Origin of the sequence: Flavobacterium sp. GSB-24 (assembly GCF_027924665.1) — a bacterium.
Classification (GTDB): Bacteria; Bacteroidota; Bacteroidia; order Flavobacteriales; family Flavobacteriaceae; genus Flavobacterium.
In genome coordinates this window covers 1,760,259-1,785,189 of sequence record NZ_AP027043.1, presented here as the reverse complement: position 1 = coordinate 1,785,189, position 24,931 = coordinate 1,760,259, and the positions used below count along the sequence as shown (strand labels likewise).

Genomic DNA, 24,931 nt, shown 5'->3' with positions numbered 1-24,931 from the left:
ATAATTTAAAAACACAAAAGAATTATCTAATTGACTAATTATCTAATTACCACATTAGCGTAACTTCTTCTTGATTTCATCTAAGATAAAAACGTAGTCTTCGTGTTTTTTTACAAAATCACGATCTGAAACGTCGATTATTAAAACATTCAAGTCGGTTTGCGATTTTATGTATTCTAAGTATCCGTTGTTGATTTTATCTAAATAGGATGCTTCGATGTTCTGTTCGTAATTACGGCCGCGTTTCTTGATATTTTGAAGCAGACGTTCTGTATTCTGATATAAATAAACGTACAGATCTGGTTTCGGCATTTCTTTGTAAATGATATCGAACAAATTTCTGTACAAACGATATTCATCTTCTGCAAGCGTAATTTTAGCAAATATCAGCGATTTAAAAATATGATAATCAGCTACAATAAAATCTTTGAACAAATCAAACTGCGCCAAATCATCTGATAACTGTTGATAACGATCAGCCAAAAAAGACATTTCTAAAGGAAAAGCATATCTATTTTGATCTTTGTAAAACTTTGGAAGAAACGGATTATCTGCGAATCTTTCTAAAACGGTTTTAGCATTAAAATCTTCTGCAATCTTATGCACCAAAGTTGTTTTTCCTGCACCAATATTTCCTTCAAAAGAAATATAATTAAATTGATTTAAAGGAATTTCATCGAGCGGGTTTTTCAAATCCTGAACAATAGTACAAACACTTTCGTCTGGAGTAACAGCAATTAGTTCTGTTATAGTTTTCTGCAAAATAGGATGTTTCCAATTTAGCTTCAAATCCTGCATCGGAAGCAAAACAAAATTCCTATTTTGCATCAGCGGATGCGGAATTTTTAGTTTCTCTGAATCAATAATTTCATTATCATAAACAATTAAATCAACATCAATAATTCTGGATTGATAACCTTTTTGATTCAAGCGAATTCTTCCCAGCTCTTTTTCGACCTTCAAAACTTGATTTAGTATTTTTTGAGCAGAAGAATTGGTATGCAAAAGAAGTGCACAATTATAAAATGCATCACTCTCAAAACCCCATGCAGGAGTTTCGTAAAGTTTTGAAACCTGAATGACAGTACCTACTTTTTGATGGATTAAATCAATACATTTTTGGATGTTTTCTAGTCTGCTGCCTTGGTTGCTGCCTATCGATAAAACGACTTGATGCTGTAATTTCATAATTAATGCAAATTAACTAAAACTATTTTAGAATTAACCAATATATTTGTGAAACGACGTCTTAGATTTTATCATAATTTTAGATGTCTAATTTGTAACATTTTGCCCTTTTTCTCTACTTATTAAAAAAATATACATATGAAGTTTTTAGGAAATGTACTTGCTACCGTAATTGGTATTTTTGTATTTATTATGCTCTTCTTTTTTGGAGTAATTTTTATTGTCACACTTTTTGGCGGAGACGACAAGGTTTCTGTTAAATCTGATTCGGTTATTGAATTTAATTTAAAGGAAATCAAAGATGACTATGCTGGGAAGTATAAAGATCCTTGGGTAACTGCTTTTTCTGATAAAAAAGGTATTGGTTTAACTGATGTGATTAATGCAATCGAAGCGGCTAAAACAGATGATAATATTAAAGGAATCTCTATTTTAAATGACGAATCTTCGTTGGGTCTTGCTCAATACAAAGATTTAAGAAATGCTCTTGAAAGTTTTAAAAAATCAGGAAAATTTGTTTGGGCTTATGCCAATACATATTCGCAGAAAGAATATTATTTAACTTCTGTAGCTAATACAATATATATAAATCCAGTTGGTGATTTAGATTTTAAAGGACTTTCTTCTGAAGTAATGTTCTTCAAAGATTTTCAAGAAAAATCAGGAATTCACATGGAAGTGATCCGTCATGGAAAATATAAAAGTGCTGTTGAACCTTTTTTACAAAATAGTATGAGTGATGCCAACAGAGAACAGATTACTGCGCTTTTAAACTCAATTTGGGCTACTGTTTCTGCCGATATTTCAAAAAGTAGAAATATTCCGCTGCCAAAATTAAATGAAATTGCCAACGGACTTTTAGCAAGAACTCCTGAAATGGCAAAGCAGCAACATTTGGTAGACGTAATTGCTTATGAAGATGTGTATCACGATGCCATTAGAAAAGCATTGAAAGTAGATAAAGATGAAGATTACAATAAAATTTCGATTTTAGATTATACTCAAAATAATGCTACAACTGCCCTAGCTAATAATGCAACTGATCAAATTGCAATTATTTATGCTCAAGGTGAAATTGGAAGCGGCGAAGGAGATGTAAATACTATTGGAGAAGGTTCGATGCGTCGTTCTTTGCAGGAAGCAAGAAAAAATGACGACGTAAAAGCGATCGTTCTTAGAATTGACAGCCCAGGAGGAAGCGCCCTGACTTCTGATTTAATCTGGAGAGAAATTGAGGTTACTAAAAAAGTAAAACCAGTCGTGGTTTCTATGGGGAATTATGCTGCTTCTGGCGGCTATTACATTGCCTGCAACGCCAATAAAATATTTGCAGAAAACAATACAATTACAGGATCAATTGGTGTTTTTGGAGTACTTCCAAACTTCAGTCCTTTGGCTAATAAATTAGGAATCAATTCAGAACAAGTAAAAACTCATGAAAACGCAGCAAATTACAGTCCGTTTTTGCCAGTTGATGAGAAGTTCAAGGCTTTTACCTTAGAAGGAGTCGAAAAAATTTACAACACTTTTGTAACGCGTGTAGCGAACGGACGTAAGATGTCTTTCGATCAAGTTGATGCTATTGCGCAAGGCCGAGTGTGGTCAGGAACAGAAGCTTTAAAATTAGGTTTAGTAGATAAAATTGGAGGATTGAATGCTGCAATTGCCGAAGCTGCTAAGATTGCCAAAATAAAAAAATACAGCACTCAGAATTATCCTGAATACGAAAAGACTTTTAACGATTTACTTTCTACTATGCCTTTTGCTAAATCGAAAGAAGCTTTCATTAAAGAAGAAATTGGAGAAGAAAATTATCTTCTTATCGAACAGGTAAAGAAATTTCAAAAACAAAAAGGAATACAAGCATTAATGCCTTACGGAATCAATATTTATTAATATGAATAAGATAATCCTTTTTTTAACGGTTTTGTTTTGGAGCGTTTTAAATGCGCAGAACAAAAAAGAAATTACTTTTAAAGAAACTCCAGCAGTCTTAAAAATAAATACCAATCAAATTTTTGGTACGCTGACTACGCCAGATCTAACAAAAAAATATCCAGTCGCTTTGATTATTGCAGGATCTGGACCAACAGATCGAAATGGGAACAATGCAATGATGAAGAACAATTCTTTAAAAATGCTTGCAGAGGCGCTGGCTAAAAATGGAATTGCATCTTTAAGATTTGATAAAAGAGGAATTGGCGAAAGCAAAGCAGCCGGCGGATTATCTGAAAGCAGCTTGGTTTTCGAAAATTATATAGACGACGCTAAAAGCTGGATTAATTATTTAAAACAAGATAAACGTTTCTCTAAAATAGTAGTAATTGGGCATAGCGAAGGATCATTAATAGGAATGATTGCGTGCGCCAAAGCAGATAAGTTTGTTTCGATTGCGGGTGCAGGTGATTCTGCAGATAAAATTATCAAAACGCAGATTGGTTCAAGATCTATGAAACAGCTTAACGATATGACTTTTCCTATAATCGACAGTTTAAAAAACGGATTTACAGTAAAAAAAGTTGATCCGATGGTGGTTTCACTTTTCCGACCAAGTATTCAGCCTTATCTCATTTCTTGGTTCAAATACAATCCTCAGACAGAAATAAAGAAAGTTACTATTCCAATTTTAATTCTGCAAGGAGACAATGACATCCAAGTTACTGTGAAAGATGCCGAAAATTTATCTGAAGCCAATAAGAATGCTGAAATGGTTATAATTGACAAAATGAATCACGTTTTAAAAATCATTGACGGCGATAAAGACGCCAATTTAGCGAGTTATAATAATGAAACACTTCCTATATCTGAAACGCTGGTCGATAAGATTGTTTCATTTATTCAGAAATAATGAAATAAAGAATATTAAAAATCCGTTTGAACTAATTTCAATCGGATTTTTTTTATTTAACAAACAAAAGTAAAATTCTTACATTTTTAAGAAAACTTTATCTCCGCACTCTGCTAAAAAAAACTATTTTTGCAGGAGTCGATTTTTAAGATGTTAAACCCTCAAATCTATTTATATGCTAAAGAAAGTTTTAAAAATAAGTGCCATAGTCATTGTGGTATTTGTTGCCGCATTATTTGCCATTCCGTATTTCTTTAAAGATCAAATTAAAGCCAAAATTGCCGAGGCCATTAACGAAAGTGTTGATGCCAAAGTAAGTTTTAAAGATGCTGATTTAAGTTTATTCAAAAATTTCCCAAACGCAACAGTCGGAATTGAGAAACTTGTGATTATTAACAAAGCTCCTTTTGAAGGCGATACATTAGTTTCTTTAGGCGAGTTAAATTTAAAAATGAGTATCAAAGAACTTTTCAAAGGAAAAGAAGAACCGTTAAGCATTCAGGGAATTAGTTCTACAAACGGATTAGTAAATATAATCTTCAATAAAGATGGTGTTGGAAACTTTGATATCGCATTAAAAGATAAAAAAGAAGACAAAAAAAGTGAAGAAAGCAAACCGCTTTCTTTAAAAATTCAAAATTATAAAATCGAGAATTTCACTTTTAGATATATCGATCAAGGTTCAAAAATCAAGATGGTTATTGACAGTTTGAATCATGAAGGAACTGGAAATTTTACCAATTCAAAATTAGATTTGGATACAAAAACTACTGCAAAAGTTTCATTGGACATGGATAAAATGAATTACATGAAAAATGTCAAACTTACTTTAGACGCAGTTCTTGGAATTGATTTAGAAAAAAGCAAATATACTTTTAAAGAGAATAAAGCTTTAATCAATCAATTACCTTTGGAATTTGACGGATTCATTCAAATGGCTGAAAATAAACAGATTTACGATTTGAAATTTAAAACACCTACTTCATCATTTACCAACTTCTTAGGGTTAATCCCTTCAGCTTATGCTTCGAGTTTAGACGGCGTAAAAACTACTGGAGATTTTACCGTAAATGGTTTTGCAAAAGGTGAATTAACAGAAACAACGGTTCCTAAATTTAATATTGAAATCGCATCTAATAATGCTTCTTTCCAATATCCAAACCTTCCAAAATCAGTTCAAAATATTGTAATTGATACTAAAATCATTAACGAAACTGGAATTCTAAACGATACTTATGTGAATTTAGACAAGTTATCTTTCAGAATTGATCAGGATGTTTTTAACGCTAAAGCAAATATTAAAAACATAACCGTAAATCCGATTGTTGATGCGGCTTTAAAGGGAACAATCAATTTGGCGAACCTTTCGAAAGCATATCCAATTAAAATGGATAAACCTTTGGCTGGAATTTTAAAAGCTGACGTTACAACTAATTTTGACATGGCTTCTGTTGAAAAAAGCCAGTATCAAAACATAAAAAATGCTGGAACAATGAGTTTATCTGGATTTAAATATACAGATGAAAACAATAAATCTATGAACATCAGTACGGCATTGGTAGAATTCAATCCGAGCAAAATTAACTTAAAACAGTTTAATGCGACAACTGGAAAAAGTGATATTGCTATCAACGGAGTGTTGGAGAATTTCTACGGTTTTATGTTTAAAAAACAAGAACTTAGAGGAAACTTCAACATGAGCTCGAATCAATTGGCTGTTGATGATTTTATGACTTCTGGCGAACCTGCAAAAACAGAGACTAAAACTCCGGCAAAACCAGCTGAAGCAATGAAGATTCCTGCTTTTTTAAATTGTACTTTAAATGCAAAAGCTACAACTGTTTTATACGACAATTTAAAACTAAAAGATGTTTCTGGAAAGTTACTTATCAAAGATGAAAAAGCAACTTTAGAAAACTTTAAAACTTCTATTTTTGGCGGAACAATTGGTCTTAATGGTGCTGTTTCTACAAAAGAAAAGGTTCCAACTTTTGATATGAATTTAGGATTTAATCAAGTTGATATTGCACAGACTTTTACGCAATTGGACATGATGAAAAAAATTGCCCCAATAGCTGGAATTATTAATGGAAAATTAAATTCGACTATTAAACTGAATGGAAATTTAGATGCGAAAGAATTAACGCCAGATTTAAAATCGATTTCAGGAGACTTAATCGGTCAATTGCTTTCGACTACCGTAAATGCTAAAAACTCAACTTTACTTAATGCCTTAAGTTCAAATGTTAAGTTTATTGATTTAAACAAAGTTAATTTAAATGATATTAAAGCAGCTCTGACTTTTGAAAACGGAAGAGTAAACGTAAAACCATTTGATATTAAATATCAAGATATTAAAGCTACAGTTGGAGGAACTCACGGTTTTGACCAAACTATGAATTACACCATTAAGTTTGATGTTCCTGCTAAATATTTAGGAACAGAAGCCAACAATTTAATTGCAAAATTGTCTCCTGCAGATGCCGCAAAACTGGATAATATTCCAATTAATGCTTCTTTGACTGGAAACTTTTCGAATCCTAAAATCAGTACAGATATGAAAACTGCCGTAAGTAGTTTGACTACCCAACTGGTTAATCAGCAGAAAGATAAATTGACTCAAAAAGGAACTTCGGCTCTTACTGATTTAATCAACAAAAACACAAAAGCTAAAGATACAACGCAGGCTGCAAAAACAGAAAAAGAACAGAAAACACAAGAGGTTACCAAAAAAGCAAGTGATTTGCTGAATGGTCTTTTCAAAAAGAAAAACTAATCTCAGTATACTAATAAAAAGGCCAATCAAATGATTGGCCTTTTTTTATACTGCTTTAGGATATACTTTTAATTTCCCGTTATCTAAAATTGAATTGATAATTTGGAAATATTCTAAAGGCATACATTTTCTAGTATCCACTCCTACACTTCCACTATCATAAGGGGCGTATTTTTTTAATTCTGAAACTGAGAACAATCCAACAGTTGGAGTTTGAGCAGCACTTGCTAAATGCATAATACCGCTGTCTGCACCAATAAACAAATCTACATTTGCCAATACAGATCCCATTTCGCGAATATCTTTACTATAATAAGTTGGCGCTTGGAACCCAATTTGCGAAACATTTTCAACTGGCAATATTTCAATAATATTATAATTGCTGTATTCTTCTTTAAGTTTAGAATAAAAGTTTTCCCACCATTCTCCTGAATAGCATTTAGCTCCCGTTGCATAAGTAAAGATACAGATTGTTCGTTTTGACGGATCTGGAGTTATAAGATCTAAAATTTTCTTTCCGTTATCAAGTTCTGCATCAGTAAGTTTAAGATCCAAAGATGCTACTATTTTATTGCTTTTAGGCAATCCTAATTTTGTTAAATAAGTCCTGAAATTATAAACCGGGTATTTAGCAATATGGTCATAATCCGTTTTTGACTCTGTTAATTCACCGTCTAAATCTCCATAAAATTTATACTTTGCTCTTGAAAATCGTACAGCCAATCTGCCAGAAGAAGAATTTTGATCGACATTTATAGCCATATCATAAGGTTCGCTCTTAATAGAAATCCAAACCTTCATATACTCAACTAAACTTTTAAAAGGTTTTTTGGGTAAATGAATTGTTTTGTTAACTGCCTGATAATTTTCAAAAACAATTGGTGCTAATGTACCTTTTACAAACAAATCAATTTTACAATTCGGGAAAGTTTCTGCTACTTCTTGAACCAGCGGCGTAATTAATAAAAGATTGCCCAGTCTGCCATTTGGTCTGCAAATTAAAACGCGTTTAATTTCAGCTTTATCAACCAAAACAATATCACGTTCCGTTTTTGGTTTTCCAATGTTTTTAGTCAGACCACGCATCACGCCTCTTCTAAAATTGTTTATTTTGCTTAAAGTACTCATTTATTATTTATAATTAAAGAATTAAATAATTTCGATTTAATTTTAAAAAAAAGCCTTAGATAGAACAAACTTCAAATCTAGGCTTTTTTTTGTTTCTAAAATTAATTTCTTTGAATAAGTAATTATTACAAAATTGTAATCAAATTTATCAAAATTCACATCACCTATTCTTAAAAATTCTAAAAATACAATGATTATGATAATTGATGAAAATTATTATACGGGTGCTGAATAAGGATAGACAAACAGGAAATAATGCTAGACGTCTATACTTACAACATAGCCTTCGGAACCACGAACATTAAAAACAGTTCCGTTTTCAAAAATTAAATATTGTCCTTTTATTCCAACTAATTTTCCTTGAAACGAAGGCATTTTATCCAGATTTAAGCTATTTACTTTTGCAGGATAAATCAAAACAGGATATTGTAAATCGTACAAATCATCTTTTTGAGAATAAAAATAATCTTTAACCTCAGCTGGAATTAAACTTTCAATTTTCACTTTTTCTGCAATTAAATCAAAAGTTTCGGTAGAATTTTGAAGCATTTTTCTCCAATTGGTTTTGTCCGTGTAATGGTTTTTTAAAGCAACCTCTGTAATTCCTGCTAGATATCTATTTGGAACCTCAACAACTGCAATTGCCTGAGATGCACCTTGATCGATCCAACGAGTTGGGACTTGAGTTTTACGAGTTACTCCTACCTTTATTTCGCAAGCAGCGGCTAAATACACGATATGCGGCTGTAATTGTGCTTTTGATTCATAATCTAAATCACGGTCTGCAATTCCTAAATGTGCTGTACTTAATTCTGGTCTCATAATCCAGTCACCAACTGCCGGACTAGAATAAAAACAGTCGTAACAAAAACCTTGACGGTAAATTTTCTTCTTTTTACTGCAATTTAAACACTGGTAGCCCAAAAAGCTAATTTCGATTTCTTTATCCAATAATTGATTAACATTTAGAAAACTGTCTTCGAAGACCAAATAATATTGAATTGGACTTCCAAGTTCGGTTTGCATTTTTGTCAGGACACCTTGATATTGCATTCGTATTTTTATTTATATTGCTATTTTGGAATTATCAAAAGAATTGGACATTTTAGTGTTAAAATTCGACCTACTAATTAGAATCTTTGCTAGAAATCGGGTTGTTTTTTACAAAAAAATACTATTTTTGATATGAAGACAAAGTTACTATTTGTCTCTCGATATTCAAATTTTAAGTTTTTTGTTTTTACATCACCTGTAAAATTTAAAACCTAAAATCAGTAATCTAAAAAACAAATTCATGCCTCTATCTATAATCAATTCGTTTGCATCATGGGTCCTTAAACAACGGATTCACCAAATAGAACTTTTTTTAAAATACCCAAATGAAGTTCAAGAAGAACTATTGCACAACTTATTGACGGCATCTGAAAATACTGTTATTGGAAAACAATATGAATTTTCGACAATAAAATCTTATCAAACTTTTGCAGAAAGAGTTCCTATTGCAAGTTATGAGGAATTACAGCCTTTAATTGAACGTACACGTCAGGGTGAACAAGGCGTTTTCTGGGAAACTCCAATTAAATGGTTTGCCAAATCGAGCGGTACTACAAACGCAAAAAGTAAATTTATTCCTGTAAGTAATGAAGCACTAGAAGATTGCCACTACAAAGGCAGTAAAGATCTTTTATGCCTGTATTTGAATAACAATGAAGATTCTGAACTTTTTTTAGGAAAAAGTCTTCGCTTAGGCGGAAGTTCTCAGATTTACGAAAACAACAACACCTTCTTTGGCGATTTGTCTGCAATTTTAATTGAGAACATGCCAATTTGGGCTGAATTCAGCAGTACACCAAGCAGTAAAACTTCGTTAATGAGTGAATGGGAAACAAAAATCGCTGCAATTATTAATGAAACCAAAAATGAAAATGTTACCAGTTTTGCGGGAGTTCCTTCCTGGATGTTGGTTTTAATGAATAAGGTTTTAGAAAATACTGGTAAACAAAGTTTATTAGAGCTTTGGCCAAATCTTGAAGTTTATTTTCACGGCGGAGTGAGTTTCTCTCCCTATAAAGAACAATACAAAAAATTGCTACCTAGCAAAGATTTTAGATATTACGAAATTTACAATGCCTCTGAAGGCTTTTTTGCGATTCAGGATTTGAACAATTCGAGTGATTTATTATTGATGCTTGATTACGGGATTTTCTATGAATTTATTCCGATGGACACTTTTGGAACTTCGAATCAAAAAGTAATTCGTTTGGTCGATGTCGAATTGAATAAAAACTATGCTATTGTAATTACTACAAATTCTGGTTTGTGGCGTTACTTAATTGGCGATACAGTTCGTTTTACATCATTAAATCCATATCGTATAAGAGTTACTGGAAGAACGAAACATCATATTAATGTTTTTGGTGAAGAATTAATGGTTGAAAATACCGATCAAGCCATTGCAAAAGCCTGCCAGATTACACAAACCGAAGTGATTGATTATACTGTTGCTCCTATTTTTATGCAGGACAAAGAAAAAGGCGCACACGAATGGATGATTGAATTTAAGAAAAGACCTGCTGATGTTGGCCTTTTCCAAAAAGTCCTAGACGAAACTTTACAAACTTTAAATTCAGATTACGAAGCTAAACGCTACAATAATATGACTTTAAACCCTTTAGTAATTAATGTAGCTCGTGAAAATCTATTTTATGATTGGCTGAAGGAAAGAGACAAATTAGGCGGACAGCATAAAATTCCAAGACTTTCGAACCAAAGAGATTATTTGGAGCAGTTGAAGGAGATGCAGTCTATTAAAGTTTAATTTTCCAATTAAAATCTTCAACTAAAATGAAAAAGAATTTTAACGAAATGACTAGTGAAGAATTAGTCAAAACACAAAAATCTTTAAAAACAGTAACTTACCTATTTGGTGTAGTATTACTTTTTTTGTTTGGACTTAACATTTTTCTTGTAGCGAATAAAGGTTTTAGCGCTTCAAACGTTATTCCGATTGCATTGCTTCCTATTTTTATTTTGAATATGAATACTTTAAAAGAAATTAAAAAAGAGTTAGAAGCTCGAAAGTAATTTTTCTTTATTGTCAGGCTGAGCGGAGTCGAAGCCATTTTCTATATAAAATCTTGCAACTTCGCTCAGAGTAACAATTCGAATTACATCATATCAATATATCTGTCGTGGTAACCTAAAAGATATAAAACTCCATCAAGACCTAAACTTGAAATTGAAGTTGAAGCGCTTTCTTTTACTTTTGGTTTGGCGTGGAAAGCAATTCCCAGACCCGCTAAATTTAGCATTGGTAAATCGTTTGCTCCGTCTCCAACTGCGATGGTTTGATTAATGTGAATTCCTTCTTTCTCAGCAATTGCTTTTAAGAATTCTGCTTTTTTCTGACCGTCTACAATATCACCTATATATTTACCCGTAAGTTTTCCGTCTTTTATTTCTAACTGATTGGCGTGAACATAATCTATTCCTAATTCTTTTTGCAGGTATTCTCCGAAATAGGTGAATCCCCCAGAAAGTATTGCAGTTTTATAACCGTAATATTTTAAGGCTTTCATCAAACGATGTGCTCCTTGTGTTATTGGTAAATTAATGGCAACATTTTGCAGCACTTCTTCGCTTAAACCCTCAAGTAAAGCCATACGCTGCTTGAAACTTTCGTTAAAATCAATCTCTCCATTCATAGCCGATTCTGTAATAGCTCTTACTTGATCTCCTACTCCATTAAGTTCTGCAAGCTCGTCGATTACTTCTGTTTGAATAAGCGTTGAGTCCATATCGAAGCATACTAAACGGCGGTTTCTTCTATAGATATTATCTTCTTGAAAAGAAATGTCAACATTAAGTGTTCTGGAAATTTCCATAAAACTTGCCGTCATAATAATTTTGTTTACGATTTCGCCTGTTACAGACAATTGAATACAAGAACGCGGATACTCTTCTTTTTCAACAATAGAAGTTCTTCCTGTTAATCGAATGATAGAATCGATATTCAGGTTTTGATCTGACATTATTTTGGTCACTGCTGCCAATTGTGAAGCGGCCAGTTTTTCGCCCAAAATATTGATGATATATCGCTGTTTAGATTGTGATTTTACCCACTTTTCGTAATCTTCAATAGAAATCGGAATAAATTTCACTTTAATTTCTAGTTCATAGGCTTTAAACAAAAGATCTTTTAAAACTGGCGCAGAAGAAGACCCTGCTTCAATCTCGAATAAAATTCCAAGTGACAGCGTATCATGAATATCAGCTTGTCCAATATCTAAAATATTAGCATCGTACGCAGCCAATACAGCTGTTAAACCTGCTGTAACTCCAATTTTATCGTGCCCTGAAACTTTTAATAAAATTATCTCTTTATCTTCTATCGCCATTTTTCCTATTATTGATTTTGAAGCGACAAAAATCGACAATCTATGCTTTATAAAAAAGAATAATCTTTGTTTTTTTGAAAAGAAAAAGCACATTTTCATGTGCTTTTTGGAGTAATTTAACAATTATGTTCCGCTATTAAAATAACATAACTTTTTAATTATTTATTCGGCTGATTTTCATCAAAATTTACCATCCAGTTCACACCGAATTTATCTTTGAACATTCCAAAATATGCACCCCAGAAGGTTTTGTTCATAGGCATTTCTACTTTTCCTCCTGCCGAAAGTCCGTTAAAAATTCTATCTGCTTCTTCTGTGCTTTCTACATTAATCGAAATGGAGAAATTATCACCAAAACCAACATCCCCATATCTTGGATGACTGTCACTTCCCATTAAAATCGTATTCCCAATTGGGAGTGAAACGTGCATAATTCTATTTAGAGCTTCCTCAGAGAGTTGCTCGCCTTCTTCTGCTGGTGCGTCTTTATATTTTCCGATGTACGGAAATTCGCCGCCGAAAACTGATTTATAAAATAGAAATGCTTCTTCGCAAGTTCCATTAAACATTAAATAAGGATTTATTGCTGCCATGATGTTTTTTTATTAATTGTTGATTGTTGATTGTTAATTATAAATTGTTAATGTCTTTTTTACTAATCTTTTAGTTATAGATACACTCTTTACTCTTTACTCTTTAATCTTTTCTCTCTTACTTATTCCTCAGACAATTCTTTAATTCGATCCAATGCTTTTGGAAAAGTACCTTTAAAATAGTCTATATGCTTTTCGGTTACATCAACTTCTACCTCAAGATCAACTGCATCTCCGTTTTGAGTTAATCTATAGGTTTCCATTGAACCGCTCCATTCATTTGTTTCTTCATTGAGAGGTAATTCCTTAAAATCTTTCAGTTCTCCCAAATGCTTAAAAGCCATATATTCATTTGGGATTTTTTTCTCGATTATACTATTCATTCCTCCACCATCAGGCCCAAGAAAGTGTATTTTTCCACCTTCGTTCCAATCACTTACTGCATACGACCCTTCATAAAAAACTCCGGTCCATTTTCTGTAAGTTTCGTCTTCCCATAAGACTTTCCAAATCTTTTCTTTAGAAGCCTTGATACTGATATTAAATTTTAATTTTTCCATCTTAATTTGGTAATTTACTAAAGTCCATAAATAAAACATTCCAACGATGACCATCTAAATCGGCAAAACCACAGCCGTACATCCAACCTTGACTTTCTGCAGGAGGAGCAAAAACAGTTCCGCCAGCTTCTTTTACTTTTTCTGCTAATTCATCAACTTCTTCTCTGCTTTCAGCATCAATCGAAATCAATACTTCCGAGCTCGATTTAGTATCGGTAATACTGTTTTGAGAAAAGCTGGAAAAAAGCATTTCTTCAAAAAGCATTACAACAAAATGTCCTTCACCTACAACCATGCACGTCGAACTTGGCGTATCATGCTGTTCATTAAACGAAAAACCAATTTTCCAGAAAAAATCTTTCGCTTTTGCTACATCCTTTACAGGAAGATTCAACCATATTTGTTTTGTCATTTTTTTGTTTTTTTTGGTTAGATATTGTGATAGTAAGTAATGTGTAAGCCTCTGAAGTTCTGAACCTTTGAACCTTTTAGCCTTTAAGCCTTTGAATCTTTGAGCCTTTGAACCTAAAGAAAAAAATTATTTTTTTTCTACGTAATTTTTAAAATTATCCAAAATTGCCTGCCAGCCTGCGCGCCGCATTTCTTCTGGATTTTGCGTTTCTGGATCAAAACTTTCAACAATTTCGACTCCGTCTGCCGTTTCTGCAAACTTAATTTCAACCTTTCTTCCATCTGCCATAACATATTCGAGTGCACTTTTTGGTTTAACCAAAGTAAATTCACCTTCAAAATCGAAACTCATGCTTCCATCTTTTGCTGCCATAGTCGATTTAAATTTTCCTCCTTCTCTTAAATCAGATTCTGCATACGGTGTGTGCCAGTCTGGAGATGCAAAACTCCAATTCTTAACATGTTCTGGCGTATTCCATAAATCCCAAACTTTGTCTAAAGATGCATTAACGGTATTTTTGATTGTTATCATGATTTTTATTTTATAAATTGATTTATCGTTTAAAATTCTCCACGTAGCTTTTAAAATTTTGAATGATAGCCGTACAAAATTTTTCTTCCATATCTGCAGATTCGATTGTTGTCGGCTCAAATGTTTCAGTAATTTTTACTTGATTGTCTTGAATTTCAAAATGAACACTTGCCGTTCTATTATCATAAAGCTTATATTCTATTAATGAAAATTTATCAATTTTCGTGTATATACCTTCAAAATCAAAACCATCACTGCCGTCCTTTAGAGCCATAGTAAATTTAAATTTACTTCCTTCTGTTACATTATTTTCTACAAAAGGCGTATGCCAATCTGGAGAAGCATTATTCCAATTCATAATATGCTCAGGCAATGTCCACAGCTCCCAAACTTTTTCTATCGGCGCGTTAATTATAGCTTCTACTGAAATCATAATTAATTATTTGGTATCTGGCTTTCGTCCATAAAGAACACTTCCCAGTGATGCCCATCTAGATCCAGAAAAGTTCTTTGGTACATCCACTCATAATCATGCTCTTTATTGTAATCAGTTCCGCCGGCTTTAACTGCTTTTTCCATTATTTCATTCACTCTTTCGCGTGTTTCAACAGAAATAGAAATAAGGACTTCGCTGGTTGTAGCGGTATCACAAATTTGCTTATTGGTAAATGTTTTATAAAAGTCCTCAACCAAAAGCATCACATTTATATTTTCACCAACAATTAAACAAGTTCCCTTTTCATTTGTAAACCTAGAATCGAATGAAAAGCCTAAATCCTTAAAAAAGGATACTGAACGATTTAAATCTTTTACAGCAAGATTTAAGAATATCTTTGTTTTCATCTTTATAAAATTACGAATTAATTAAAACAAATGTAAAATTTTAAGATTAGTTAAAAATGCCAATAAAAGTCATTTTTAGGGGCATTTAAGACAAAATGATTATTTTTGTTTGAAGTTACATTTCAAAAACAATAAAAACCATGAGCAAGAAATTAGGATTAATCGTACCTCACGACTACAAATTATTAAGTATTGCAGCGATATTAGAAGTATTTGAAACTACTAACAAACTCAGTTCAGGAAACGAAAAACCATTTGAAATCATGATTTTTCAATCGAAAGAACAAAATGATGAGGGAAATTTGTTTGGATATGTATCTAACGTAATTGAAACGTCTAATATTATTTTGGATCTGATTTTAATTCCCGCTTTTACAACTGACAATATGAGTGAAATGATTAAGAAGAATAAAAATTTCATTCCTTGGCTGCAAAAACAACATCAAGCTGGAGCCGAATTGGCCAGTTTTTGTACTGGAGCATTTTTGTTTGCGGCTTCTGGTTTGTTAAACGAAAAACTGGCTACCACACATGTTGACGCCTGCAGTGCTTTTACAAAAGCTTTTCCAATGGTGAAATTAAAACCCGAAGAAACTCTAACTGCTGATGGAAGTTTGTATACCAGCGGCGGCTCTACCTCAACTTTTCATTTATTAATTCTTTTAGTTCAAAAATTCTGCGGCAACGAAATGGCTGTCAATATTGCTAAAATCTTTTCTATCGATTTAAACAGATATAAACAAAGTTATTTCAGCACTTTTAGACCCAATCATTTGCACAATGATACTTTGGTGGCGATGTTGCAGCAAAAAATTGAAAGCCAATATCATACAATAGAAAAACTGGAAGAAATTACCAAAGACATTCCAACAAGTGCCAGAAACATGACACGTCGCTTTAAGCAGGTAACCGGAATTCCGCCAATAGAATATCTTCAGAATATAAGAGTCGAAAGTTCAAAAAAATACTTAGAGCAAACTCAGCTTTCCATTTCAGAAATCATCGAAAAAACAGGTTACAATGACCCAAAAGCTTTTAGAAAAGTGTTCTATAAAATGGTCGGTATGAAACCAATTGAATATAGAGAGAAATTTAGGGTGCAGTAGTTTTTTTTTAGCAGCAGAAAATTTTGTTTTCAAAAGAACTTTAGGTCCTGCTCTACACTATATCTTTTGCTCTGAACCCCAGAGCAAAAGGATGCCGTTTCGATCAGGGCTAAAATTCAACTTTTTGTTTTCAGAAGAAAAAAATCTTTAAAATTTATTCCATACAACAAACAAAAAGTTTTTGAAAATCATAAAAAAACCTGCTCATTGAGCAGGTTAAAAAAAAACTTTGTCAAAGTTTAAAACTTTGACAAAGTGATATTCAAGATTTAAGAAGCAATTTCCATGCGCTTCAATAAATTTTTACTTAATGTATGTTCTGCATATTCTTTGTCAATTGTCAGACTAGTGTCATCTGAAGTTGGCAATTCGTACATAGCATCAGTTAGGATAGCTTCACATAAAGAACGAAGCCCACGTGCACCTAATTTATATTCTAATGCTTTATCCACAATAAAATCTAAAGCCTCGTTTGTAATAGTAAACTCAACATCATCCATCAAGAATAATTTTTGATATTGTTTTATTAATGCATTTTTAGGCTGTGTCAAAATAGCACGAAGTGTTTCTTTATCCAAAGGATCCATATGTGTTAAAACTGGCAGACGACCAATAATCTCTGGAATTAATCCAAAATCTTTAATGTCTTTTGGAATAATGTATTGCAGTAAATTGTCTTTATCAATATTGTCTACATTTTTAGAAGTGGAATAACCAACTGCCTGACGGTTTAAACGTTTAGAAATAATACGTTCTACTCCATCAAAAGCTCCTCCTGCAATAAACAATATATTTTGAGTATTTACCTCAACAAATTTTTGGTCTGGGTGTTTACGACCTCCTTTTGGCGGTACGTTTACAACAGTTCCTTCTAATAATTTTAATAATGCTTGTTGAACTCCCTCACCAGAAACGTCACGTGTTATTGATGGATTATCGCTCTTACGGGCAATTTTATCAATTTCATCAATAAAAACAATTCCTCTTTCTGCTTTAGCTACATCATAATCAGCAGCTTGAAGTAAACGGGTTAAGATACTTTCAACATCTTCTCCAACATAACCAGCTTCTGTTAATACTGTTGCATCAACAATAGCCAAAGGAACATCTAACATTTTTGCAATTGTTTTTGCAACTAATGTTTTTCCAGTTCCGGTTTGACCCACCATAATGATGTTACTTTTTTCAATCTCTACTTCGTCGTCTAATTGCTGCTGCATTAAACGCTTGTAGTGATTGTAAACCGCAACTGACATTACTTTTTTAGTTTGATCCTGACCAATAACATATTGATCTAAGAAAGCCCTAATTTCTTTTGGCTTCTTTAAAATTAAATCTCCAACAAGTTTTGCGCTTCCACTAGACTTTAATTCTTCTAATACAATTCCGTGTGCCTGCTCAATACACTTATCACAAATATGTGCATTGATTCCAGCAATCAATAAATTAGTTTCTGGCTTCTTTCTTCCACAAAACGAACATTCTAATACTACTTTAGCCATTCTTTTTTAGTTACTAAGCTGCAAAGTTACTAAGTTTCTGAGACTTTCAACGAAAACCTCAAAAACTTAGTAACTTCTTAACTTTTATTTTTTGTTTCAAGTTTTATTTTGTTTCAAGTTTCAAGTTAACCATAGCAGCTTGAAACCAGAAACTTGAAACTAAGTTTTATCCTCTTCTCAAAACTTCATCAATCATTCCGTACTCTTTTGCTTCGTCAGCTTTCATCCAGTAATCACGCTCACTGTCTTTATGCACTTTATCAAAAGTTTGTCCTGAATGTTGTGAAATAATATGATATAATTCATCTTTTAATTTCAACATCTCACGTAAGTTGATTTCCATATCTGTCGCAACACCTTGTGCTCCTCCAGACGGCTGGTGAATCATAACGCGTGAATGTGGCAGAGCCGAACGTTTTCCTGCAGCTCCTGCACATAATAAAACTGCTCCCATAGAAGCTGCCATTCCTGTACAAATTGTAGCTACATCTGGTTTAATGTACTGCATTGTGTCATAGATTCCAAGACCTGCATAAACACTTCCTCCAGGAGAGTTTAAGTAAATTTGAATATCTTTTGAAGCATCGGCACTTTCTAAAAATAATAATTGAGCCTGAACAATGTTAGCAATCTGGTCATCGATACCAGTTCCTAAAAAAATAATTCTGTCCATCATTAATCTTGAAAATACATCTAATTGAGAAACATTCAACTGACGTTCTTCAATAATATATGGAGTCATATTAGTTGGAGTCATCGCCGCAACGATTTTATCGTAATACATTGCATTTACTCCTTGGTGCTTTGTAGCAAATTTTTTGAATTCTTTACCGTAGTTCATATGTATTTTGTTCTAAGTTTTACGTTTATTTGGTGTATACATTTTTATTCCCTGCAAAGGTCATACCCTTTTATAAAGAATGTCATTATGTCTTCTTTTTTTTAAGTTTCAAATGGTATGAGATGTTATCCCGAAGCTTCGGGACTAAGTTTTTTTTAAAATCTGGAATATCACATACAGCCGAAACAAAAAAAGCGTCAAAAGAAAAATCTCTTGACGCTCAAATATAATTATTTTTCAGAAATTATTCTCCGTAAGAAGCAGCAATAAATTCTTCGTAAGTAACTTCTTTTGTTGTTGGATTTGCTTTCTCTTTGAATAAATCTAACAATTTAGCAGCTACAACTTGCTCAGAAAGTCTTTTCACTTCTTCTTGGTTAGATAAAACTCTAGCCACGATTCCTTGAACTTCTTCTTCAGTTGGGTTAGTTTGTCCAAATTGAGCCATTTGTTGTCTGATTGCGTTTGATGTAAACTCTTTCAAATCTTCAAATGTAATTTGGATATTACTTTGAGCCATTGCTTTTCCTTCGATTAATTGGAAACGTAAACCTTTTTCAGATCTTGCGTATTCAACTTCAGCCTCTTCTGCAGAAAGTTTTTTCTCTCCAACAGTTTGCAACCATTTTTTAAGGAATTCTGCTGGTAAATCAAATTTTGTGTTTTCGATCAAGAAATCTTGAACGTCTAACAATAATTTTTGATCTGCTTGCTGCGCGAATTGAGCTTCAGCATCTTCTTTGATTTTAGCTTTTAAATCTTCTAAAGAAGCTACTTTTCCTTCCCCAAAAAGTTTATCAAATAATTCTTGGTTTAATTCTGCCAATTCTGATCCGTTGATAGCTTCGATTGTAAAGTTTACTTCGATATCTAAACCATGAACATCATCATGAGATACTTTTAAGTAATCCATTAATTGGTGATCGTCTTCGAATAAACCTTTTGTGCTTACTGTAACAACATCTCCAACTTTTTTACCGATGAATTTATCTCCAGCCTCCTTGTTGAAAGTAGATACAGAAATTGTAGTTGTATTGTTGATTCCTTTTTCTTCGTTTGTGAAAGTTCCAGTTAAATCTGAATCAGCTTCAACTTTATCTTGAGGAATTGCTTTACCGAATTGTTTTTGAATACGCTCTACTTGTCCGTCGATTAATTTATCGTCAGCAGTAACAATATATTTTACGATATTATTTTTAGCTTCTAAATCAATTTCGAAGTTAGGCACTAAACCAATTTCGAATTCAAAAGTTAATTCTTCAGCATCCCAGTCAAGGTTTTCGTTTACTTTTGGAAGAGGAGTTCCTAAAAGATTTAATCTTTCAGATTGAATATAACGCTCTAAAGCTAAATCAACTACTTTTTTAACTTCTTCTTGTTTAATACCTTTTCCGTATTGTTTTTCAACAAGATCTTTAGGAACTTGTCCTTTTCTAAATCCTTTTACTTGCGCCAAAGGCAATTTTTCGTTGATTCTTTTTGCCACTTGACCTTTATAATCCATATGAACCACGTTCATTACAATTGTCTCGTTAACAGCGTCTATTGCTACTCTTTTAATATCCATCTTCTTCTTTAATTTACATAATAAAATTGGGTTGCAAAATTATAAAATTTTTGCAACCCAACCAAGTTTTTAATCTATTGTATTTGAAGCAGTTTTAATCTGCTCGATTTGTTTTTATTTATCGTCTCCTAATATTTTATAGGTAATAGATTGCAGAATAGACAAAATAACACTAAAAATCAATGCTGTCCAGAAGGAATCGACTGCAAAGCCTCCAACAATATTAGTACACAGCAAAATAATTATAGCATTGATTACCAGCAAAAACAAACCTAAAGTCACAAATGTAACTGGTAAAGTCAAAATGACTAAAATTGGTTTTATAAAAACATTCAGTAATCCCAACACTACTGCAACAATTACAGCTGTCCCAAAACTTGCAACGTGTACACCAGTCAAAAGATTAGACAACAATAAAACTAAGGCAGCGGTAACAAGGAGTCTAAGTAATAATTTCATAGTTATTCAGGTTTAAAATTTATTTAAAAGTAATAATTTTTTATCAAAAGAGATTATTCTTTCAAAAACTCCGTTGTCAATTCAAAAAACATTTTAGGATTTTCAGCATGAAGCCAATGTCCTGCGTTTGGAATAGTTTCTAATTTTAAATTTGGAAAATGCAAACGAATCGAATCCATATCAGTATCTTGAATATAACCTGAATTTCCTCCGCGAATAAACAATGTCGGTTTATCAAAAACCAAATTATCTGGAAGCGGTTTTCCAATTGCATCTAGGTTATTATTAAAAGCTTCCAAATTAAATCGGAAAGCCAATTGTCCAGGTTCTTTCCAATATAAATTTTTTAGTAGAAACTGTCGTGTTCCAAAATCAGTAATATATTGTGATAAAGTTGCCTCTACATCATTTCGGCTTGGTTTTACAGAAAAATCTATTGCATTTAATCCTGCCAAAATATCCTGATGATGCTGTTTATAAAATTTCGGACCTATATCTGCTACAATTAATTTGTCTACAATTTCTGGATGTGTTGTCGAAAAAAGCATCGCAACCTTTCCACCCATTGAATGCCCCAGAATATCAATTCTGCTTAAATTATTGGCTTGACAATATTCATATACATCTTGAACCATTGCGTCGTAACTCCATTCATCTGAATGAAAACTGCGTCCGTGGTTTCTTAAATCCAAAATATGAACTTGAAATCCAGCTTCTACATATTGTCCCGCCAAAGTTTTCCAATTATCAGACATTCCTAGAAACCCGTGCATGATAATAAATGGTTTTCCTTCGCCTTCTATTTTTGAGTAAAGCATATTTATATTTTTTATTCTGAAGAATTATTTCAATTTATTCAAATACATATTCACTACATTATCCAAACCAAGATAAAGTGCTTCTGAAATCAAAGCGTGACCTATAGAAACTTCTAATAAGCCTGGAATATTTTCTTTAAAAAATTTGATATTATCTAAACTCAAATCATGTCCAGCGTTGATTCCTAAACCTAATTCGTTTGCCAATTCGGCAGCTTTAGCGTATGGTTCAATTCCTTTTTCGTTTCCTAAACTATATTGGTGTGCAAAAGATTCTGTATACAATTCAATTCTGTCGGTACCTGTTTTTTTAGCGCCTTCAATCATTTCCAGAATCGGATCAACAAAAATCGAAGTTCTAATTCCGTTTCTCTGAAACTCTCCAATAACCTCTGTTAAATATTCTTGATTTTTGATGGTATCCCAGCCTGCAGATGATGTTATTGCTCCAATTGCATCTGGAACTAAGGTTACCTGATCCGGTTTGCATTCTAAAACCAAATCAATAAAATTATGCTGTGGATTTCCTTCAATATTATATTCTGTAGTAACAACTGCTTTTAAATCGCGTGCATCCTGATAACGAATATGACGCTCATCTGGACGTGGATGAATCGTGATTCCCTGTCCTCCAAAACGCTGAATATCTACAGCAACTTTTAATAAATCAGGAACATTTCCGCCTCTTGCATTTCGAAGCGTTGCAATTTTATTGATATTTACACTTAACTTTGTCATATAAATAGATAATTAATTCTAGTAACACTATATTTGTTACGACAAAAATACAAAGTAAAACGCAGCAGTTTTCGGTATTTTTTGATTATTTTGCATCAAATATCTTCAATGATTTATGACAGAAATTACAAACTATATCACAAATGATTTCAGAGCGATTGATAGTCAGGAAACGATAGCCTCGATCCAGGACTTTTTTATCGATGTAAATTTTTCTCATTTTCCCATTTTAGAAGATGGGGTTTTTATTGGAAGCATCTCTTCTGAGGATGTAGAAACATTTGACACCGATAAAAAAGCAATTGACTACAAATATACTTTAGAACGTTTTTTTGCCAGAAAATCGATGATCTGGCTAGATGTTCTGGAAGTTTTTGCTAAAAACCATACCAATATTCTTCCAATTCTTGATGAAAATAATGCTTATATAGGTTATTATGAAATGGAAGATATAATGAAGTTTTTTCAGGAAACTCCATTTTTAAAAGAGCCAGGAGCGATTATTATTGTTCAAAAAGGTCTTTTAGATTATTCTATGAGCGAAGTAATGCAGATTGTAGAAAGCAATAATGGTAAGGTTTTAGGTTCTTTTGTATCTGAAGCTGATCTGGAAAATGTTCAAATTACAGTAAAAATTGGTTTAGGAGCGATAAATGAAATTATTCAGACCTATAGAAGATATGGCTATGAGATTATTTCAGAACATCAGGAAGACACCTATATTAATAGCTTGAAAGAACGTTCTGATTATTTAGACAAATACCTTAATATATAAATTATTAATGTGGCAATGAGAAAATTAGTTAATTAGATAATTTTCACAGCTGCAAATTATCTGATTGACACATTGACAAATTACCTAATTTAACTCGAATGAAAATAGCCATTTACGGACAATATTATCAAAATAGTACTGAACCTATTATAAAAGACATTTTCTCTTTTTTCAATTCCAACAATGTTGAAATGGTAATTGAAGAAAATTTTCTGAAAATGCTTTATGAAAAGCAGCTGATAAAAAAAGAATATAAAACTTTTTCGCCAAGCACTGCTTTAGATAATAGTTTTGAAATGCTGATTAGTATTGGCGGTGATGGAACAATTTTGAGAGCAGCTGCTTTTGTTCGAAATTCAGGCGTTCCTTTATTAGGTATAAATGCAGGAAGATTAGGATTTCTTGCTAAAGTTCAAAAAGAAAATATTGATAGTTTGTTACAGTTCGTTATTGATCAAAATTACACCACTTCTGAAAGAACTCTATTAGGATTAACTTCTGAGCCAAAGAATGATGCCTTCGAAGAACTTAATTTTGCAATGAATGAAGTTACAGTGAGTAGAAAAGATACTACTTCGATGATAACTGTTGAAACTTATTTGAATAACGAATATTTAAATTCTTATTGGGCAGATGGATTAATCATCTCTACTCCTACCGGCTCTACTGGATATTCTTTAAGCTGCGGCGGTCCCATCTTAACACCAGATGTAAAAAGCTTGGTAATAACACCTATTGCGCCTCATAATTTAACTGCCAGACCACTTGTTATTCCAGATGACACAGAAATCACACTGCGGGTAACAGGAAGAGAAGACCAATATTTGGTTTCTTTAGATTCGAGAATTTCTTCAGTGAAAAATGAATCAATTTTAAAAATAAAAAAAACAGATTATAAAATAAAAATGGTTGAAATACCAGGCGAAACGTTCTTAAAAACCTTAAGAAATAAATTGCTCTGGGGAGAAGATAAAAGAAATTAAACTCTTTTCTGATTCTTCACTATACGATAATACCACATTTTCTCGTTCTGCATGTAGTGAATCATCATTAAATGACTCAAAATCATAATGTAAATTGAAAAAGGAGCACATTTAACCAAAGGAACTTTGATTCGTATTGATAATTATTATATTTGCACGCAATTTTGAATTAAATGAAGAAAATTTTTAATTTATTGTTATGTTTTTTCCCCTTTATTACACTTAATGCTCAAATCAATGAGATAGGTGTTTTTTTTGGCGGAAGTAACTTTGTAGGTGACGTTGGAAAAACAACTTATATCGCCCCAGAAAAACCAGCTTTTGGTGTTCTTTATAAATGGAACAGAAGCCCAAGGCATTCCTGGAGATTTTCATATACACAATCAAGTGTAATTGGAAATGACTTCAAATCTGAAGAAACAGGTAGAAATCAAAGAGGATATCGTTTTGAAAACAATATTAAAGAACTTTCTGCAGGACTTGAGTTTAATTTTTTCGATTTTAATCTTCATGATTATCATACAAAGATTACTCCTTATGTATTTACAGGTCTAAATTTCTTTATCTTCGACAACTTATATCGATATAATACAAGCCCAAACACAATTTATTCTGATAATTCAAACTCTTTTGCTATACCTATTATATTAGGTGTAAAATCGAACATAACGCCGCATCTTGTTTTAGGAGTTGAAGCTGGAGCACGTTATACTTTTACAGACAACATTGACGGAAGCAATCCTAAAACAAACAATCCAAATATTTTAAAGTTTGGAAATTTAAATAATAATGACTGGTATGTTTTTTCAGGTATCACCTTAACGTATACCTTTGGACAAAAACCTTGCTATTGCGCAGAATAATAA

At 32.5% G+C, this 24,931-nt stretch carries 25 protein-coding genes; 9 read left to right on the top strand and 16 right to left on the bottom strand.

The annotated features are described in order from the left end of the window. Nucleotides 1-54: 54 nt before the first annotated feature. Nucleotides 55-1,188: a 2-amino-4-hydroxy-6-hydroxymethyldihydropteridine diphosphokinase gene (gene folK / locus QMG60_RS07935; protein ID WP_057117340.1), complete on the bottom strand. Its 1,134-nt coding sequence runs from the start codon at nt 1,186-1,188 to the stop codon at nt 55-57. A gap of 138 nt (nt 1,189-1,326) precedes the next feature. Between folK and sppA the strand changes: the two genes are divergently transcribed. The 3 genes from sppA to QMG60_RS07920 all read left to right on the top strand — a co-directional run bounded on the left by sppA (nt 1,327) and on the right by QMG60_RS07920 (nt 6,812). Continuing rightward, nucleotides 1,327-3,084, top strand: coding sequence for a signal peptide peptidase SppA (gene sppA, locus QMG60_RS07930; protein ID WP_281867413.1), 1,758 nt, complete (start codon nt 1,327-1,329; stop codon nt 3,082-3,084). Nucleotide 3,085: 1 nt separating this feature from the next. After that, nucleotides 3,086-4,036 (top strand): alpha/beta fold hydrolase, encoded by a 951-nt coding sequence (locus QMG60_RS07925; protein ID WP_281867412.1) that lies wholly within the window; start codon nt 3,086-3,088, stop codon nt 4,034-4,036. Between the two features lie 175 nt (nt 4,037-4,211). Continuing rightward, nucleotides 4,212-6,812 carry an AsmA-like C-terminal region-containing protein gene (locus QMG60_RS07920; protein WP_281867411.1) on the top strand — a complete coding sequence of 867 codons (2,601 nt, stop codon included), beginning with the start codon at nt 4,212-4,214 and terminating at the stop codon, nt 6,810-6,812. A 45-nt stretch (nt 6,813-6,857) separates the two neighbouring features. Here QMG60_RS07920 and QMG60_RS07915 read toward each other — a convergent pair whose 3' ends face one another. Together QMG60_RS07915 and QMG60_RS07910 are read right to left on the bottom strand one after the other, a co-directional pair. Continuing rightward, nucleotides 6,858-7,940, bottom strand: coding sequence for a glycosyltransferase family 9 protein (locus QMG60_RS07915; RefSeq protein ID WP_057117347.1), 1,083 nt, complete (start codon nt 7,938-7,940; stop codon nt 6,858-6,860). A 258-nt stretch (nt 7,941-8,198) separates the two neighbouring features. Further along, nucleotides 8,199-8,993: a DUF2797 domain-containing protein gene (locus QMG60_RS07910; protein ID WP_281867410.1), complete on the bottom strand. Its 795-nt coding sequence runs from the start codon at nt 8,991-8,993 to the stop codon at nt 8,199-8,201. Between the two features lie 241 nt (nt 8,994-9,234). Here QMG60_RS07910 and QMG60_RS07905 point away from each other — a divergent pair, with 241 nt between their 5' ends. Then, the gene (locus QMG60_RS07905; RefSeq protein ID WP_281867409.1) at nt 9,235-10,758 is read left to right on the top strand and encodes a GH3 auxin-responsive promoter family protein; all 1,524 of its coding nucleotides are present in this window, start codon (nt 9,235-9,237) and stop codon (nt 10,756-10,758) included. A 26-nt stretch (nt 10,759-10,784) separates the two neighbouring features. After that, nucleotides 10,785-11,024: a hypothetical protein gene (locus tag QMG60_RS07900; protein ID WP_057117353.1), complete on the top strand. Its 240-nt coding sequence runs from the start codon at nt 10,785-10,787 to the stop codon at nt 11,022-11,024. 83 nt (nt 11,025-11,107) lie between these two features. On the opposite strand, the gene serB is transcribed toward QMG60_RS07900, so the two are convergent. From serB to QMG60_RS07865, 7 genes are all read right to left on the bottom strand, one after another. Further along, a complete protein-coding gene (gene serB / locus QMG60_RS07895; protein ID WP_134139388.1) occupies nt 11,108-12,337 on the bottom strand; it encodes a phosphoserine phosphatase SerB in 1,230 nt (409 codons plus the stop codon). 158 nt (nt 12,338-12,495) lie between these two features. Further along, nucleotides 12,496-12,930 (bottom strand): VOC family protein, encoded by a 435-nt coding sequence (locus tag QMG60_RS07890; protein WP_281867408.1) that lies wholly within the window; start codon nt 12,928-12,930, stop codon nt 12,496-12,498. Nucleotides 12,931-13,052: 122 nt separating this feature from the next. Further along, nucleotides 13,053-13,490 (bottom strand): SRPBCC domain-containing protein, encoded by a 438-nt coding sequence (locus QMG60_RS07885; RefSeq protein WP_057117672.1) that lies wholly within the window; start codon nt 13,488-13,490, stop codon nt 13,053-13,055. A 1-nt stretch (nt 13,491) separates the two neighbouring features. After that, nucleotides 13,492-13,902, bottom strand: coding sequence for a VOC family protein (locus tag QMG60_RS07880; protein ID WP_281867407.1), 411 nt, complete (start codon nt 13,900-13,902; stop codon nt 13,492-13,494). A 126-nt stretch (nt 13,903-14,028) separates the two neighbouring features. Continuing rightward, nucleotides 14,029-14,433, bottom strand: a complete 405-nt coding sequence (locus tag QMG60_RS07875) for an SRPBCC family protein (RefSeq protein WP_281867406.1) — start codon at nt 14,431-14,433, stop codon at nt 14,029-14,031. A 22-nt stretch (nt 14,434-14,455) separates the two neighbouring features. After that, on the bottom strand, nt 14,456-14,866 hold the full coding sequence (locus tag QMG60_RS07870) for an SRPBCC domain-containing protein (protein WP_281867405.1): 411 nt from the start codon (nt 14,864-14,866) through the stop codon (nt 14,456-14,458). A 2-nt stretch (nt 14,867-14,868) separates the two neighbouring features. Continuing rightward, nucleotides 14,869-15,276, bottom strand: coding sequence for a VOC family protein (locus QMG60_RS07865; protein ID WP_281867404.1), 408 nt, complete (start codon nt 15,274-15,276; stop codon nt 14,869-14,871). A gap of 140 nt (nt 15,277-15,416) precedes the next feature. Here QMG60_RS07865 and QMG60_RS07860 point away from each other — a divergent pair, with 140 nt between their 5' ends. Further along, complete coding sequence (locus tag QMG60_RS07860) at nt 15,417-16,382, top strand: helix-turn-helix domain-containing protein (protein WP_057117365.1); 966 nt, start codon at nt 15,417-15,419, stop codon at nt 16,380-16,382. Nucleotides 16,383-16,651: 269 nt separating this feature from the next. On the opposite strand, the gene clpX is transcribed toward QMG60_RS07860, so the two are convergent. The 6 genes from clpX to QMG60_RS07830 form a co-directional block, all read right to left on the bottom strand. Beyond that, on the bottom strand, nt 16,652-17,884 hold the full coding sequence (gene clpX / locus QMG60_RS07855; RefSeq protein ID WP_057117367.1) for an ATP-dependent Clp protease ATP-binding subunit ClpX: 1,233 nt from the start codon (nt 17,882-17,884) through the stop codon (nt 16,652-16,654). Nucleotides 17,885-18,050: 166 nt separating this feature from the next. Then, the gene (gene clpP / locus QMG60_RS07850; protein WP_057117369.1) at nt 18,051-18,725 is read right to left on the bottom strand and encodes an ATP-dependent Clp endopeptidase proteolytic subunit ClpP; all 675 of its coding nucleotides are present in this window, start codon (nt 18,723-18,725) and stop codon (nt 18,051-18,053) included. 244 nt (nt 18,726-18,969) lie between these two features. Further along, the gene (locus QMG60_RS07845; RefSeq protein WP_057117371.1) at nt 18,970-20,292 is read right to left on the bottom strand and encodes a trigger factor; all 1,323 of its coding nucleotides are present in this window, start codon (nt 20,290-20,292) and stop codon (nt 18,970-18,972) included. Between the two features lie 114 nt (nt 20,293-20,406). Beyond that, complete coding sequence (locus QMG60_RS07840) at nt 20,407-20,751, bottom strand: phage holin family protein (RefSeq protein WP_057117373.1); 345 nt, start codon at nt 20,749-20,751, stop codon at nt 20,407-20,409. A gap of 53 nt (nt 20,752-20,804) precedes the next feature. After that, nucleotides 20,805-21,569, bottom strand: a complete 765-nt coding sequence (locus QMG60_RS07835) for an alpha/beta fold hydrolase (protein ID WP_281867403.1) — start codon at nt 21,567-21,569, stop codon at nt 20,805-20,807. A gap of 24 nt (nt 21,570-21,593) precedes the next feature. Next, the gene (locus tag QMG60_RS07830) at nt 21,594-22,307 is read right to left on the bottom strand and encodes a pyridoxine 5'-phosphate synthase (RefSeq protein ID WP_281867402.1); all 714 of its coding nucleotides are present in this window, start codon (nt 22,305-22,307) and stop codon (nt 21,594-21,596) included. A gap of 115 nt (nt 22,308-22,422) precedes the next feature. Here QMG60_RS07830 and QMG60_RS07825 point away from each other — a divergent pair, with 115 nt between their 5' ends. The 3 genes from QMG60_RS07825 (at nt 22,423) to QMG60_RS07815 (ending at nt 24,928) form a co-directional block, all read left to right on the top strand. Beyond that, nucleotides 22,423-23,082: a CBS domain-containing protein gene (locus tag QMG60_RS07825; protein WP_057117382.1), complete on the top strand. Its 660-nt coding sequence runs from the start codon at nt 22,423-22,425 to the stop codon at nt 23,080-23,082. A gap of 98 nt (nt 23,083-23,180) precedes the next feature. After that, nucleotides 23,181-24,065, top strand: a complete 885-nt coding sequence (locus QMG60_RS07820) for an NAD kinase (protein ID WP_057117384.1) — start codon at nt 23,181-23,183, stop codon at nt 24,063-24,065. 173 nt (nt 24,066-24,238) lie between these two features. After that, nucleotides 24,239-24,928, top strand: a complete 690-nt coding sequence (locus QMG60_RS07815) for a DUF6089 family protein (RefSeq protein ID WP_281867401.1) — start codon at nt 24,239-24,241, stop codon at nt 24,926-24,928. Nucleotides 24,929-24,931 lie beyond the last annotated feature (3 nt).